Source organism: Flavobacterium sp. AK-345, assembly GCF_058310175.1.
Genome location: NZ_JBZEER010000018.1, coordinates 16,803 through 31,703, shown reverse-complemented (window position 1 = coordinate 31,703; position 14,901 = coordinate 16,803). Strand labels below are relative to the sequence as shown.

Annotated in this window: 14 protein-coding genes; 5 read left to right on the top strand and 9 right to left on the bottom strand. The window is 34.1% G+C overall.

From position 1 onward, the window contains the following. Positions 1-82 precede the first annotated feature (82 nt). From AC4FQ3_RS21625 to AC4FQ3_RS21605, 5 genes are all read left to right on the top strand, one after another. Positions 83-787, top strand: a complete 705-nt coding sequence (locus AC4FQ3_RS21625; RefSeq protein WP_042563004.1) for a Crp/Fnr family transcriptional regulator — start codon at positions 83-85, stop codon at positions 785-787. Positions 788-1,354: 567 nt separating this feature from the next. Beyond that, positions 1,355-2,794, top strand: coding sequence for an alginate export family protein (locus tag AC4FQ3_RS21620; protein WP_491183252.1), 1,440 nt, complete (start codon positions 1,355-1,357; stop codon positions 2,792-2,794). A 27-nt stretch (positions 2,795-2,821) separates the two neighbouring features. Continuing rightward, a complete protein-coding gene (locus tag AC4FQ3_RS21615) occupies positions 2,822-4,051 on the top strand; it encodes a CmpA/NrtA family ABC transporter substrate-binding protein (protein ID WP_491183251.1) in 1,230 nt (409 codons plus the stop codon). 111 nt (positions 4,052-4,162) lie between these two features. Then, complete coding sequence (gene ntrB, locus AC4FQ3_RS21610; protein WP_491183250.1) at positions 4,163-5,050, top strand: nitrate ABC transporter permease; 888 nt, start codon at positions 4,163-4,165, stop codon at positions 5,048-5,050. 120 nt (positions 5,051-5,170) lie between these two features. After that, positions 5,171-5,977, top strand: coding sequence for an ABC transporter ATP-binding protein (locus tag AC4FQ3_RS21605; RefSeq protein ID WP_073395179.1), 807 nt, complete (start codon positions 5,171-5,173; stop codon positions 5,975-5,977). A 59-nt stretch (positions 5,978-6,036) separates the two neighbouring features. On the opposite strand, the gene AC4FQ3_RS21600 is transcribed toward AC4FQ3_RS21605, so the two are convergent. From AC4FQ3_RS21600 to nirD, 9 genes are all read right to left on the bottom strand, one after another. After that, positions 6,037-6,657, bottom strand: coding sequence for a class I SAM-dependent methyltransferase (locus tag AC4FQ3_RS21600; RefSeq protein WP_491183249.1), 621 nt, complete (start codon positions 6,655-6,657; stop codon positions 6,037-6,039). A gap of 2 nt (positions 6,658-6,659) precedes the next feature. Continuing rightward, complete coding sequence (locus tag AC4FQ3_RS21595; protein WP_491183248.1) at positions 6,660-7,373, bottom strand: endonuclease/exonuclease/phosphatase family protein; 714 nt, start codon at positions 7,371-7,373, stop codon at positions 6,660-6,662. Positions 7,374-7,426: 53 nt separating this feature from the next. Further along, positions 7,427-7,792, bottom strand: coding sequence for a hypothetical protein (locus AC4FQ3_RS21590; protein ID WP_491183247.1), 366 nt, complete (start codon positions 7,790-7,792; stop codon positions 7,427-7,429). A 139-nt stretch (positions 7,793-7,931) separates the two neighbouring features. After that, a complete protein-coding gene (locus AC4FQ3_RS21585) occupies positions 7,932-9,191 on the bottom strand; it encodes an alginate export family protein (protein WP_491183246.1) in 1,260 nt (419 codons plus the stop codon). A gap of 100 nt (positions 9,192-9,291) precedes the next feature. Continuing rightward, a complete protein-coding gene (locus AC4FQ3_RS21580) occupies positions 9,292-10,770 on the bottom strand; it encodes an MFS transporter (protein ID WP_491183245.1) in 1,479 nt (492 codons plus the stop codon). A 97-nt stretch (positions 10,771-10,867) separates the two neighbouring features. Further along, complete coding sequence (locus AC4FQ3_RS21575) at positions 10,868-11,527, bottom strand: response regulator (protein ID WP_491183244.1); 660 nt, start codon at positions 11,525-11,527, stop codon at positions 10,868-10,870. 371 nt (positions 11,528-11,898) lie between these two features. Beyond that, positions 11,899-13,704: a sensor histidine kinase gene (locus tag AC4FQ3_RS21570; protein ID WP_491183243.1), complete on the bottom strand. Its 1,806-nt coding sequence runs from the start codon at positions 13,702-13,704 to the stop codon at positions 11,899-11,901. A gap of 9 nt (positions 13,705-13,713) precedes the next feature. After that, on the bottom strand, positions 13,714-14,298 hold the full coding sequence (locus tag AC4FQ3_RS21565; RefSeq protein WP_073395171.1) for a DUF4202 domain-containing protein: 585 nt from the start codon (positions 14,296-14,298) through the stop codon (positions 13,714-13,716). A 136-nt stretch (positions 14,299-14,434) separates the two neighbouring features. Next, positions 14,435-14,815: a nitrite reductase small subunit NirD gene (nirD, locus tag AC4FQ3_RS21560; RefSeq protein WP_073395496.1), complete on the bottom strand. Its 381-nt coding sequence runs from the start codon at positions 14,813-14,815 to the stop codon at positions 14,435-14,437. Positions 14,816-14,901: the final 86 nt, after the last annotated feature.

The window sequence follows — 14,901 nt, the reverse complement described above, 5'->3', positions numbered from 1 at the left end:
TTTTGAAATTATTTTTATATTTTTGATGAAAATAAATGAGGAACAACAAATTAGTTTTTAAATCGATTAAAATTTAGGACTTATGAAAGAAGAGCAGCCCATTTGTTATTCCTGCGCCAACGAAAACTGTTTTATAAAAAAACACCTGCATCTGGAGCAAATGAAACAATATGTTCAGAAGAAACATAGTTTTGTTTGCAAAAAAACGCAGCAGTTTATCATTGAAGGTGCTCCAATTCAGGGGCTTTATTTTATTTGTAAAGGAAAAGTAAAAACGGTTAAAACCGGAATTAACGGCCGTGAACAAATTGTTCGTCTTACTAAAAACGGAGATACAATTGGTTTTCGTGGTTTCGGAACAAGTAAACGCTATCTGATTGGTGCTTATGCTCTTGAAGATACAGTTTTATGTAATTTCAGCAATGAAACCATGATGGAAATTCTTCAGAGCGTTCCTGAATTTACGTATGCCTTAATGTTGTTTTATGCCGATGAACTTAATAAAAGCGAAAACAATATCCGCAAAATCGCCCATATGAATGTACGCGAGCGCGTAATCGATTTGTTACTGTACATTCACCGAAAATTTGGACAAATAAACGGTCTAATTGACATCGAACTGTCACGAAAAGAAATTGCCGATTTCGCCGGAACTACTGAGGAACAAGTTATTCGTGTGCTTTCAAGCCTAAAAAAAGAGTCACTAATAAAAACAGTCGGCAAGAGAATAGGCATCCTCGCCATTCCAAAACTTCAATCAGAAATCATGGAACATAAGTACTTTTAGGAGGGGAAAAGTTTCAGGTTTTGATCTATTCCGGTTAAAACCGTTGGTCATGTTTATTAATTCGTTTTTTCAAATATAGCCCGAGGTTTCAACCTCGGGAGACGTATCGTTTAGCGTTTCAATGCTCTCAACGGCTAAAACCGTTGGCCATGTTTATTAATTCGTTTTTTCAAATATAGCCCGAGGTTTCAACCTCGGGAGACGTATCGTTTAGCGTTTCTTGCTCCCAACGGTTAAAACCGCTGTCTATGTTTTATCATCCAGGGTTATCAATCTCAACTCTAAATTACATTCTGCATTCATCGTTGCTCTATCCTCTTTTTACATCCATCCCAACAATTATCTAATTTTCAAATTGACACATTATCTAATTAAGTTGAACTACGTAATAACTAAAATCCCTTATTTTACTGACATTCGCCTTAGCTTCATGCGAAAACGCAGAAAACAAATTGACTTTAAAACGCTTTTTATGGGTTAAAAAAAATGTTTTGATATGGTATAAGTATTGTACTTAAGTATTTATACGTATATAAATTTGCTTGATACAAATCAAACCAAATTATTATGAGCAAATTAACCAATCAAATATTAAAAAACCACAACGCTATTTTTACATCAAAACTTTCAAGATCTATTCTATTAGGTTTTGTACTTACAATCTTAGGAAGCTATGAAGCAAAAGCGCAATTTACATTTACAGGTCAGTTAAGAGACCGTGTTGAAATGCGTGCCGGACAAGGAACGTTACAACAAGAAGGCGATAAAGCAGCTTTATTTACAAGTCAGAGAACAAGATTAAATGCCGGATATTCTGGATATAGATTTAAAATTTTTACAGCGCTGCAAGACGTTCGCGTTTGGGGGCAAGATGCTTCTTCTATTAACAGAACGACAACAGAAGCAAATAACGGAATTTTACTGCACGAAGCCTGGGCCGAGATTTTTTTGAATGATACAGTAAGTACGATTCAGAATTTGTCTATAAAAGCAGGACGTCAGGAAATTTCTTATGATGATCAAAAGGTCTTGGGAAGTTTAGATTGGTTACAACAAGGAAGGCGTCATGATGCGATCGTTTTTAAGTTTGCCAATAAAGGCTGGATTGCAGATGTTGGAGCTGCTTTTAATCAGAATAAAGAAAATAATACAGGAACAATTTATAATGGTACAAATCCAGCTTATGGCGCAGGAACTAACGGAATTGGCACCATGTACAAATCGTTTCAATATGCTTATGTGGGCAGAAAATTCTTCTTTGGCGACTTGTCTTTTTTATTTTTCAAGGATGATTTCAATAAATATACTTTAGTGACTGCAGGAATACCAGCGGTAACTACAAAAGTAAACGGAACCGGAGTTTGGAGCAGAAACACAACCGGAATTTATTTCAATACCAATGTAACCCGAAAATTAAATTTGACAGGAAGTTATTACTATCAGGGAGGAAAAAACAAAGATGGAAGATCATTAAACGCTAATTTATTTTCGATTACATCAACCTTGCAAGTAGGAAGAAAATTGTTTATTGGTCCCGGAGTTGATTTTTTATCTGGAGATGACGGAACCAAAACTGTTACAGCCGATTCAAAAGACAATCGATTTGATCCGCTTTACGGAACGCCTCATAAATTCTGGGGAAGCATGGATTATTTTTATGCTGCAAACGGTTTTGGAAAACAAGGTTTACTGGATTACTTCTTCAAAATAAAATATAATGTCAAAGACAATCTAAGTTTTGCATTGGATATTCACGGTTTTGAGTCGGCAAATACTTTATCTAATGGTGCAGGCGGAAAACTAAACTCCTATTTGGGAACTGAACTTGATTTGCTGGTAAAATACAACCTGACTAAAATCGTCAATATTGAAGCAGGTTATTCTTTCATGAAAGCTACAAATTCTATGGCTTCTGCAGCGGTTAAAAATGTTGCGAATGCTGATTTAAACCCACAATTTGCTTATGTAATGCTAAATATCAAACCCAATTTTTTAGCTAAAAAATAAAACAAATAACTTTTAAATTTCTTAAAAATGAAAAAAACACAGATAATTACAACAGAAGTTTTCAAAAGAATGTTACTGACATTAATACTCGTTTTGGCTTTTTCTTTTTTAGAAGTTTCAGCGCAAAATGATCCTGTAAAACTTGGATTTATTCCATTAACAGATTGCTCTCCAATCGTAATGGCAAAAGAATTAGGATTGTTTAAAAAATACGGAGTTGAAGTCGTGGTAACCAAAGAATCTTCATGGGCGAATGTTCGTGATAAAATTTTAACCGGTGAATTAGACGGAGCGCACTGTCTGTATTCAATGCCGTTTTCGGTTTACACAGGGGTAGGAGGGAAAGCAGGTTCTGAAATGAAAATCGCCATGATGCTGAATGTGAACGGTCAGGCGATTACACTTTCTAATGATTTTTGTGGCAAAGTAGGTTTCAAACAAATGAATAAAATTGCGCCTGTTGTGGCGGCTAAACTTAAGGCAGAAAAAGAAGTGACTTTTGCGATGACTTTCCCTGGAGGAACACATGATTTATGGCTAAGAAACTGGATGGCCATTGCAGGTGTAAGTCAAAAAACATCTAAAATTATTACAATTCCGCCTCCACAAATGGTAGCGAATATGAAAGTGGGGAATATGGATGGTTATTGTGTTGGAGAGCCTTGGGGCGGTGTTGCGGTTAAACAAGGAATTGGTTTTACACAAGTTGCTTCACAAGATATTTGGAAAGATCATCCTGAAAAAGCTTTGGTTGTGAACAAAGAATTTAGCGAAAAAAGAAGAACTGATCTTGTAAAAGTGATGAAAGCAGTTTTAGAAGCCTGTATTTGGTTAGATAATCCGGCAAATCGTAAAAAAGCGGCTGCAATAATTGGAAAAGCGCCTTATGTAAATGCTCCTGCAGATGTTATTGAAAATAGATTAATTGGAAATTACGATTTGGGTTGCAATCAGGGAACGGAAGTTTATGCCAAAGATTATATGTTGTTTTACAAAGGTGGTCTGGTGAATTATCCTAGAAAATCTTACGCGATTTGGGCCATGGCGCAATATGTTCGATTTGGATACTTAAAAGAAGCACCAAATTATAAAGCAATCGCAGATAAATTGATTTTACAGGATTTATACGAAGAAGTGGCCAAAAGCATGAAAGTAAAAGTACCAAATGACGATATGAAGCCTTTCTCGTTAACAATGGATAAAACGGTTTTTGATCCTTCAAATCCGGCGGCATATTTAAAAGTGGTTAAAAAATAATTTTTTTCCGCCACGAATTCACGAATTAATTTTTCTATTCAGTGCTACAATAAATTCGTGAATTCGTGGCGAAAATCCTTAACAGAATTGTCAAATTTAAATCAGAATATCATGTCTAATAAAGATACATTAACGCTAAACGACATTGCGGATCAAACAGAAGTTTTGATGGAAAATACCGCAATTGATAACGGAAGAAATGAGAAATTAAAATTGATTTTAAATTCAGTTTTAATTAAACTAAAATCAACTGCATTTGCAGGAATCGGAATTGCCTTATTTATTGGTTTTTGGAGTTTATTGAGTCTTTACACTAAAGATGCACTTCCGGGACCTCTGGCTACTTTTACCGTTTTGAAAGAAATGTTAAGCGATCCGTTTTATGATTACGGACCAAATGATAAAGGAATCGGGTTGCAGTTATTCAATTCAATAAAAACCGTTTTATTGGGCTTTTTATTAGGTTCGTTAGTAGCAATTCCAATTGGGATTTTGATGGGAGCGAGCACGATTTGTAAGCAAATTATGTATCCAATTGTACAGCTTTTGAAACCTGTTTCGCCTTTGGCATGGTTTCCTATCGGATTGGTCGTTTTTAAAGACACTGGTTTGGCGACTATATTTATCGTTTTCATTACGTCGTTATGGTCGACTTTAATCAATACTTCTTTCGGGATCGCCTCTATTCCACAAGATCATAAAAATGTAGCAAAGGCTTTTGGTTTTTCTAAAATGCGTTACCTGACCAAAATTTTAATTCCGTTTAGTTTGCCCCACATTATTACGGGATTACGTTTAAGCATCAGCGTTGCATGGCTGGTTATTGTTGCCGGAGAAATGCTTTCTGGCGGAGCCGGAATTGGTTTCTTCGTTTGGGACAGTTGGAACGCCTTAAGTTTAGAAAAAGTAATTTCAGCCATCATCATTATTGGAATAGTGGGTTTGATATTCGATAAATTCTTCACGTTTATAGAAAATAAAGTTTCTTACAAAGCTTAGTCAGAGGTTCAAAGTAGCAAAGGTTCAAAGGGACAAAGGTAGGCAACCTGAAACTTGAAACTTGAAACCTTCAAAAATCTAAAATCAATCCCGAGGCTTCGGGACTAAAATTATAAACTCATGAGTTATTTAGAAATCAAAAATTTAGAGATATCATTTCCAACTCCAAAAGGGAAATATATTGCTGTTCGTGATATTAATTTATCCATTCAAAAAGGAGAAATCATTTCTATAATTGGGCATTCGGGTTGTGGAAAATCAACGATTATGAATGCTATTGGCGGCATGTTGACACCAACTGGCGGTTCTGTCGAATTAGCCAGTCAAAAAATAAAAGGGCCGGGACCGGATCGCGGAATCGTTTTTCAGAATTATTCCCTTTTACCATGGTTAACAGTAGAACAGAATATTTTTCAGGCTGTTGATTCGGTTATGAATTGCTCTAAAAAAGAGAAACACGAAATTGTGATTCAGAACCTAAAAATGGTCAATTTATTTGAACATAAAGACAAATTACCCGGACAACTTTCGGGCGGTATGAAACAACGTGTTGCTATTGCGAGGGCTTTTGCAATCAATCCGGGAGTATTGCTTTTGGATGAGCCTTTCGGGGCTTTAGATGCCTTAACAAAAGGATCGATGCAGTTGGAAGTTTTAAAATTGTGGAACTTAGACAACAGGGAAAAAACGATCGTAATGATCACGCATGATATCGAAGAAGCGTTGTTTTTATCGGATAGAATTGTGGTGTTGAATAATGGTCCGGCATCAACCATCAGAGAAATTGTTGAAGTGCATTTACCAAGGCCGAGAAATAAAATAGAAATCGTAAAAATGCCTGAATATATTGCTTTGAGAGATAAATTATTGCATTTATTGACAGACAAATTCTCTATCGAAGATATGGGAATGAAGTATAAAAATTAAAGAGAATTTAATTGAGATGTTCTGTTGAGACGCAAATTTTTGCGTCTCAACATTATGATTTACTTTTTCTTTCCAACAAATCGAATAACAGAACCTTTTCCGTTATGGAACAAACCTTCGTTCAGTTCAATTTCTGTTTCTTCTAATTGAATGATTTCGTAGTTTGGGAAATCAGCTTTTATTTCCTCAATGGAAAATAAAGATTCAATATCTTTTGGTCCGCCAACTTTATCGTTTATTGCAAGATATTCCAGATGTTTTTTGCTGAAAGCTTCAAAAATTATAATCCCGTTTTGGCGTAAATATTTGTCAAGCGTTTTATGGATTGAAGATTTTATTTCAGCAGGAAAGTGTGCGTAAATCAATGCAATAGCATCAAATTGTTCAGCTTGATAATTTAAAGTTTCCAATTCGCCAACCTGATAATCTATCGAAACATTATTTGTTGCGGCTAATTTTAAAGCTTTGTTTTTTCCTTCTTCGCTAATATCAAAAGCAGCAACTTTCCAGTCTAATTTTGCGGCATAAACGGCATTTCTACCTTCGCCTTCGGCAGGAAACAGGATAGTTCCTGTATTTAGTTTTTCTATTTGTTCTTTAAAGAAATTGTTAGGTTCTTCACCATAGGCAAATTCTTCATTGCTGTAGCGTTCATCCCATCTTTGAGTCCAGTTGTTCATTTTTATATATTGAAATTAATTATTAAAGGTTTGTGATCACTCAGCATTGTCCAATCCTGATAAGTTCCAACTTCAACGCTTTCTAAAGTTTCGATAAAATCGTTTGAAGCAAAGCAATAATCAAGATGATACGGTTTGTTTTCGTGTCGATAAAGATACAAAGTTGGATGTTCTTCTTTGCCCTGTATTTGATTGTAATATTGATGGTAAGTACTCAGGATTTTTTTAGATCCCAGTTTATTTACAACTGTAGTATGATTTCCTTCTCTTCTTGGTCTGTCCCAAATAGTATTGCTGTTGAAATCGCCAATTAAAATAGTTTTATTTTCTTTGATTAAATCTTCGTAATAATGAATTGCTTTCCAAACCTGAGTTACATATTGTCCATCTTTATCTTCGGGATTATTTGCCCAGATTGCAAATAAGGTAAAATCAACTTTTCCGCCAGTAACAGCGATTGGCAGAATGTTTTTGAATTGCGGATTATGGCAATCCAATAATTGAAACCGATAATCACTATAAGAGAAAACCCCAAGCCCTTTATGCGGATTTGTACCATACCAAAGTATATCGGTTGGTAATTTTGTATCGCTTGCAAATTTCAGTTTTTCGGGATTTTCACATTCTGAAATTACGGCAATATCAGGATTATAAGCCAGAATAAATCCTGCCTTTTTTCTGAATGCCATGTTGCAATTCCAGGTTATGAGTTTCATTAGATTAAATGTATATGCGAATTTAAATAAAATATCGCTTTCTACTTTTAATCTTAACCAACAAGTTTTGTTACACCACTATTAATGTCAATTTCTGCAAAATTATGTTTTCCCATAACTATAAGTAGTTTGTTGGCATTATATCCTACATATCTTATTTCAGGATTTCCACGTTTTGGTTCTCCACAAACAGAAATTACATTGGTTTGCCATTTCAATTTGCTTCTTTTGTAGGCAGATATAGTTTGTAAGTCATTTTCAACATAGTAAATAATGTTGTTTTTTTTGATTCCTCTTTTTTGTGTTTTTGCAAAATTTATTTCTGAATCTTTTGAAATTAATGCATCATTGTATTTTTGAGCAATACCAGTTTGTGTTACAATGAAAGTTAACATTGATAGTTTTAAAAATTGTTTCATGTAGGATAGAATTTGGGATTCGTATTCGATTCAAATATAACTAATTAAAACACATAACAATTTTTTGGAAAGGCAAAAAAAATACCCTTTTTCCGAAATGGGAAAAGGGTAAAATATAGGACTTAATTTTGCAGAAAAACTATTTTTTCCAGCTAAAAATTCTTGGATTTACAGAAATCATCAGCCATGCCCAATTGTTGGTATGCCCTGCGTCTCCGGCTTTTATGAATTCTAAAGTTTTAGATCCGAACATTTGTGAATATCCTCCTGTTAATGTAATTTCTTTCTTGAAATTAAAGCCCGCAGTAAAGTCAATTTCAGTTCCTAAATAAGAATCAAGTTTTTCATTTACTGGAGTAACTACATCAGCAGCAGATAAAAATATATGCGGCATTAATGCAAATTGCCATTTGTTTACATTGTAATTCAATTTTAAGAAAGCATCCTGCAAACCAACATTGTTTAAATGATTACCTACATAAAAATAATCCATATAACCATTAAATGCATGGTTGGTTCCAAAAATTGGATTGAATGATTTAATAACAGTACTTCCGTCGTTTGTATCTTTTCCTGATAGAAATTCGTATCCTAAACCAGCTTTAAAAGATTCAGATATTTGGTACCCAAAATTGGCTGCAGCATTCCATGCGCTTACTTTTAGATCTGTGCTTTTCCCGGTTTGACCGTAGAAACTTAAATTACTGTCAATTTTTGCAGTTTTATAAGTTAAGTAAGTCCCAAAGGTTTGTTTGTAATCTATTAATAATTTAGTAGGAGTTGCGGCATATTCATAACCAATATTCAATAATAATAAACTTGCTCCTAATTTGTCAAAAGTAGTGTGGTACCAGGCATATTGCATTGTTTTGTAATTGGCTACTGTATATGGCGTTTGTTTAACATTTTCAGCATCAGAATTATATGCAACTCCTAAATCTAACTGGTGGTTTTCCGGATGAAAAGATACCGTTAATGCATCATGGCTTTGTCCTTGTTGTGCCCAGTCCATTTCGCCCATTATACGTTGGTTATCATAAGATAATACCTGACGCCCCATTCTTGCGCTCCATTTTTTGGTAATATCATATTGTGCCCAGGCTTCAAAAACAGCAACACCATTTTTATCTGCAGTTGTTGTAGTAGCAACATCTCCCCAGGTTCTGGTATTTTGCAAAGTCAGTTTTACCGTAAATTCATCCTGCTTATAATTGAAATTTAATCTTGATCGTTGCGAAATCTGAGAAGTTCCTTCCTGACCTTCCGGTAAAAGTGTTTTATATCCGTTTCGGTATTCAAAACGAGGTCTAATTTGTAAGTTCACATCTAACTCCTGTGCCTGTACATCTGCACTAATTGTTCCTAATATTATTAGGATGATTATTCTTAGTTTTTTCATAACTGAATTTTTAAATACGGGGCAAATGTAAAAGATTGTCAGGGTTTATTTTGTGATAAAAGTCATACAAATTTATTCATTTTATTGTTTCTTTTTTAATTTATTGTCTATCAATTACTTTTGATAATATTGGTTGTTTTTCATTCATGATTTTCGTAATTGTATAATGCATCCATATTAAACAAATTAGAGAAAAAACTAAGATAAATATCCAAGAACTCGACCAGATTCCGGTTGAAGTAAGCAGGTAGCTAAAAATAATTGGTCCAAAAAAGCCGCCCAGTCCTCCAATCATTCCAACCATTCCGCCTACAACGCCCACATCCTGAGGGAAATACTCCGGAATATGTTTGTAAACTGCTGCTTTGCCTATTCCCCATGAAATACCTATTAGGATTACAAGAACAAGGAAAACCCACATATTAGCATCAAATTTAATTACGGTGATACCTTTGGCGAGAAGTTCTTTTTTCTTTACGGTTTGATTTTGACTCACAACAACTTGTTGCCATGAAGTTTTGGTTGGAAAAATAGCATTTTCATTTGTACTTTCTTTCTTTTGTGCAACAGGAAATTCAGTGTCTCCAATTTTAATATTTTCATTTGAGACAGAAGTTATGGTTCCTTTTTTAGTTGCTAAAACACCAGGCCCTGTTGTTGTAATTTCCATTTTGGGAATCATTAATAATGCACTTAAAATTACGGATGAACTTAGAACCCAATACATGATTTTTCTGGCACCAAATTTATCTGATAAATAACCGCCAAAAGCCCTGATAACTCCCGATGGCAAACTGAAAAGTGTAGCAAATAATCCGCCCATAACCAAACTGGTTTGATAAACATTCATGAAATTAGGTAAAAGCCATTGCGAATAAGCTACAAAGCATCCGAAAACTAAAAAGTAATAAGCTCCAAAACGCCAAACCCGAACAGATTTAAGAGATTGAAGCATTTGAGAAACACTCTTTGTATTGTTTTCTATTTTCTTGTTTTTTGCAAAAATTAAAAAAGCAACTCCAATAACAACCAACGCTACACCATAAATTACAGGAAGTATTTTCCAGCCATTTTGTGGATCTTCAATAGAGAAATGATTTAGTAATGAAGGTGCTAAAAAAGTAGTTATCGCAGCACCGGCATTTCCCATTCCGAAGATTCCCAAAGCGCGTCCCTGCCATTCTTTTGGATACCAAATCGATGTATATCCAATCCCGACAGCAAAACTGGTACCCACCATTCCAAATAAAAAGCTTAATAACGCAAATGTTATAAAACTATCTGCAAAAGGCAGTAAAAATAAAGGAATCGAGCAGAGTAGCAGTAAAAGCGAAAAAACATATTTTCCTCCAAACTTATCCGTAAGGATACCGATTGGCAAACGCATTATAGACCCGGTCAGAATCGGAATTCCAAGAAGCCAGCCCACCTGAACAACGCTCCAGTGAAAGATTCCATTATCAACTAAAAAGGTTACTAAAACGCCATTCAATGTCCAACAGGCAAAACACACAGTGAAAGCCAGGGTATTTAAGAATAAAATTTTGTGTGATTGCGAGAGTGAGTTTGTATTTTTCATAGCACTTATATTTTTTAACAAAAATAAGTACTAAAACGTAGTTAAAAACTGCGAAAACGCAGTTTTTGAAAAATAATTAAGTAATTATACGTAGTTTTTATAATAAAGAATACTCACTGGCTTTATTAGAAAGTTCCATTAAGTTCTTTACTTTCAGCTTTTTCATTAAGTTAAAGCGATGTACTTCGGCAGTTCTTTTACTAATTTCAAGAGCTTCGGCGATTTCTTTATTGCCTTTTCCGGATAATAAAAGTGTCAGGATTTCTTTTTCTCTTTTGGTAATCATCATTTCTTCGCCTAAATTTTGTTTAGGTTCTAATGAAGTTGAAGAGTTTGTTAACTGACTGATTAATATTGAAGAAATATCACCACTAAAATACTTTCCTCCGCCAGCAACGATATGGAGTGCTTTTAAAAATTCTTCTTTGCTGGAACCTTTTAATAAGTATCCATCGGCTCCGGCCTTGATAGATTTTAATACGTATTCTTCAGATTCGTGCATGGAAAGCATAATAATTTTTACGTTATTATTTTCGCTTCTAAGTTTTTCTACTAGTTCGATACCTGTAAGGTTTGGCATGCGAATATCTGCTATAAGTAAATCCGGTTTACTGCTTGCAACTACTTCAAGAGCATCGGCACCATCAATAGCTTCACCTACAACCTCGATGTTTGCTTCGTTTTCTAATAAAGATTTTATTCCATCTCTTACAAATACATGATCATCTGCCAGAACAACTCGAATAGTATTACTCATGATTTACTTAATTTTGATTCTAAATTTTTACGTATATTCATCTATAAATATTAGGCTAAGATACGTAATTTTTTAAATTAGAAAATGTGTCAATTAGAAAATGTGCCAATTTGATAATGTGTCAATTAGAAAATGTGTCAATTTGATAATTAGAAAATTGTTTGTAGACTTTTGTCTAATTTTTTTGTGAAGAAAATTTTGTTATGTTTTTTTTATCTCAATGGAGGAGGGATCACACTCGTAACTTGACAAAGATTGGCGATTTTGATTGCGGAGCTTCTTGTGTGATCTCTCCTCCGTCGAGATGACAAGATTGTAGAATATTGGAATTTTAAATTATCTAATTGTCTAATTGACAAATTATCAAATTTTTATATCGGAATATTAAAAGTAATCCTAGTTCCTTCACCCGGAATCGATTTAATAAAAACGCGTCCGTTGATGTATTGAATTCTTTCTTTCATAAACAATAATCCCATACCGGATTCGCTATTGCGTTTTTTATCTACAGTGTGAATATCAAAACCTTTTCCGTTGTCGTCTACAATAATACTTAGGAGCGTATCGCTATGCGAAAGCTGCACAATAATATGTGATGATTCAGCATATTTTATGGCATTGTTGATTGCTTCTTGCGTAAGGCGATAGATGTTAATTTCGATTAAAGAATCTAGACGCTGGCTGAAATCGGTTTTGTTGTAAAATAGGATTTCTTTTCCGGTAAGTTTTGAAAGTTCCTGTGTAAGTTTCGACAGAGAAGAAACAATGCCGTGATCGCTTAGTTCGGGAGGCATTAGGTTGAAAGTTGCCGTACGAACTCCTTTGATAATATCCAGTGATAATTTCTTTAAATATTCAATTTTTTGAGCTGCTTTTTCCTTGTCTTCCAGATTAATACTTTCCAGGCTAAATTTTAATCCTGTGAGCATCTGACCAATTCCGTCGTGAATTTCTTTCGCAATTCGGTTTTGTTCATTTTCCTGATTTTCGACAATTTTACTCGAAATAATTTTCTGTTGATTGATTTTTTCGGTACTGTTTTCAATATTCAGACGTTCTACTTCGCGCTGTGCTTTTTTGCGTTCGGTAATGTTAAAACAAACAATTAAAAGTTCGAGTTCGTCTTTTTTTATAGTTACGGGAACCATTGATAAATCAAGCCAGATGCTTTGTGCTTCTTTATTGATGATTTTAATTTCGCCCTGCCAGCCGCTTCTGTGCTTTTCAAAAATAATGCGATCGATATTAAGCTGTTCTTTTTCGTCGGTGGTTAAAACTTCCGAGAATTTTTTATTAGATGAAAACTTAGTGTAATTCAAAAGCTTGGCAAATTTTTCTCCAATATGTATAATCGAACCATCGGGAGCAATACGGCAATAAAGCAGCGTATTTTCCATGGCATAATTCAATGATTTTAATTCTTTTACAGAGTTTTCTTTTATCTCACTGATAATTTCAGTGTCGTAGGCCAATTTTAAAGCTTTCTTTTCTGAAGATAAAAGCTTGGCAATCAATCTCTCAATTTTTTTATTGGTAGGTTTAAAAATAAAGAAAAATTCCAAAAGCAAAATGAGTAGGGTGAAGCCAAAAATCCAATATTCTATTCTGCGTTGTTCCGTAACTTTCTCGTGTGCTTCAAGATCGTATTGTGTTACAATTTGATTCATTTTCGAAAGAAAAACACCTTCGTTTTTTAGAATAATTTCTACTAGTTTTTGATTGTCGGCTATTTTGTTTTTTTGTGCTAAATTCAACAGAAGCAAATCTGTTGTTTCTGCAATTTTCGAAAAATTGGGTTTTACTTCAATATATAATTTAGCAAGCGTTTCACTTTTTTCTTTTGGAAATGCCAAACTATCATTACCGTTTTCCAGCGAGTTTTGCGTGTTTTTCCAAAGAGATAAAACATTCTTTAAATGTGAAATTTGTTTGGAAGAAACAGTATCAGCAACATAATGAAGAATCAGAACTTCTTTAACAATCTTCTGGCTCAGCATTCTTTGCTTTCCGGAAATATTAATGATTTTAGAATCGCTTAATTGTTGATTTAGATTGTATTGAACTAAAACCTGACTAACAATAATAGTTACTGCAATAGTTAGAAGAGCAAAAAAATACAGACGACGTAAATTTTTGAAAGTAATTTTATCTGCAGTTTCCTGATTGTTTTTTTTCATTATACTAATTTACAACCCTAAAGACGCTTTTATCAAATTTAAATTTTCTTCAGAATAATTGATTTTTAAAGCTTCCTGATGTCCTTTGTCTGACATTTTATCCCAGGTTTTTTTGATGATATTTTTTAGTTTTTCCTCGTCGTGTTTATGAACAAAAGGATCCAGATAATATTCTAAAAAAACCAAACAAATAACATCTTCAAGTAATTGGGTTTCGTTGTCTTTTTTAAGCAGTTTTTTTTCAATTAAAAAAGAAACACGATCAATAAATTCTTGATTGTATCCTGCTTTTTCTAAGATTTCGGCAGTAGTTTTGGCGTGAAATTTTTTCAATTCTTCTCTCCATTTCAAATAACCTACACGATCCATTGGGTAAGATTCGCGTGCTACTTTCCATCGGCAAATATGCTGTGCTTTTGAGGCAATTTGCACTTCTTCTGAAGCTTCGGGTTCAAATTGCATCAATCTTTCGTACATCCTGTTAGAATATAATAATTCCTTAGGATATTCAGTATTTTGGTCGATTTCGATATTCGGATCCTGTGCGTTTTCGGCATCAATCCATTCGCTTGCTTTTTGAAAAGGTGTAGTCATTGTTGGTAGATAATAGAATTCAAAGATACGTAAATTAGTAGAAAAGTCGAAAGACAAAAGTGAGATGAAAGAAGCAAGAAGCAAGATGATAAAAGTTTTCAGATCTTGCTTCTTGTTTCTTCCCTCTTAAAGCTCTCTAATCTACAAAACCAACGAATACTTGATCGTCAACGATTTTAATTGGATATGTTGCGATTTTTAAATCATCATCTCCATTTAAATTTGAACCATCAACCAATGAAAAGGTTTTTTTGTGCATCGGGCAGGCAATTTTCGGAATATCATCTGTTGATCCTGTCATTCCTCTTGCCAAAACCATTTCCATTTTATGAGGACAGGCATTTTGACAAGCGTACCATTCGTTACGGCGTGCAAAATTAAAAATGGCGATTTGTTTGTTTTTGTATTTGATACAGCCGCCGCGATTGGTTGGAAAATCTTCTACTTTTCCGGCTTTGAACCAAATTGTAGCATCGCTTGGATGAACGGTTTCGTATTGATTTAAGATTTCTTCCATTTTAATAATTTTTTTGTTCCTGTTTCTTATCCCTCTTTTTACAATCATGAGAGTTATGATGGCGCAGTAAAAAAGAGGGTAAGAAG

What these genes read in the sequence shown, in the direction of transcription:
- AC4FQ3_RS21625 (WP_042563004.1), top strand. Translation starts at nt 83, where the DNA reads ATGAAAGAAGAGCAGCCCATTTGTTATTCCTGCGCCAACGAAAACTGT.
- AC4FQ3_RS21620 (WP_491183252.1), top strand. Translation starts at nt 1,355, where the DNA reads ATGAGCAAATTAACCAATCAAATATTAAAAAACCACAACGCTATTTTT.
- AC4FQ3_RS21615 (WP_491183251.1), top strand. Translation starts at nt 2,822, where the DNA reads ATGAAAAAAACACAGATAATTACAACAGAAGTTTTCAAAAGAATGTTA.
- ntrB (WP_491183250.1), top strand. Translation starts at nt 4,163, where the DNA reads ATGTCTAATAAAGATACATTAACGCTAAACGACATTGCGGATCAAACA.
- AC4FQ3_RS21605 (WP_073395179.1), top strand. Translation starts at nt 5,171, where the DNA reads ATGAGTTATTTAGAAATCAAAAATTTAGAGATATCATTTCCAACTCCA.
- AC4FQ3_RS21600 (WP_491183249.1), bottom strand. Translation starts at nt 6,657, where the DNA reads ATGAACAACTGGACTCAAAGATGGGATGAACGCTACAGCAATGAAGAA.
- AC4FQ3_RS21595 (WP_491183248.1), bottom strand. Translation starts at nt 7,373, where the DNA reads ATGAAACTCATAACCTGGAATTGCAACATGGCATTCAGAAAAAAGGCA.
- AC4FQ3_RS21590 (WP_491183247.1), bottom strand. Translation starts at nt 7,792, where the DNA reads ATGAAACAATTTTTAAAACTATCAATGTTAACTTTCATTGTAACACAA.
- AC4FQ3_RS21585 (WP_491183246.1), bottom strand. Translation starts at nt 9,191, where the DNA reads ATGAAAAAACTAAGAATAATCATCCTAATAATATTAGGAACAATTAGT.
- AC4FQ3_RS21580 (WP_491183245.1), bottom strand. Translation starts at nt 10,770, where the DNA reads ATGAAAAATACAAACTCACTCTCGCAATCACACAAAATTTTATTCTTA.
- AC4FQ3_RS21575 (WP_491183244.1), bottom strand. Translation starts at nt 11,527, where the DNA reads ATGAGTAATACTATTCGAGTTGTTCTGGCAGATGATCATGTATTTGTA.
- AC4FQ3_RS21570 (WP_491183243.1), bottom strand. Translation starts at nt 13,704, where the DNA reads ATGAAAAAAAACAATCAGGAAACTGCAGATAAAATTACTTTCAAAAAT.
- AC4FQ3_RS21565 (WP_073395171.1), bottom strand. Translation starts at nt 14,298, where the DNA reads ATGACTACACCTTTTCAAAAAGCAAGCGAATGGATTGATGCCGAAAAC.
- nirD (WP_073395496.1), bottom strand. Translation starts at nt 14,815, where the DNA reads ATGGAAGAAATCTTAAATCAATACGAAACCGTTCATCCAAGCGATGCT.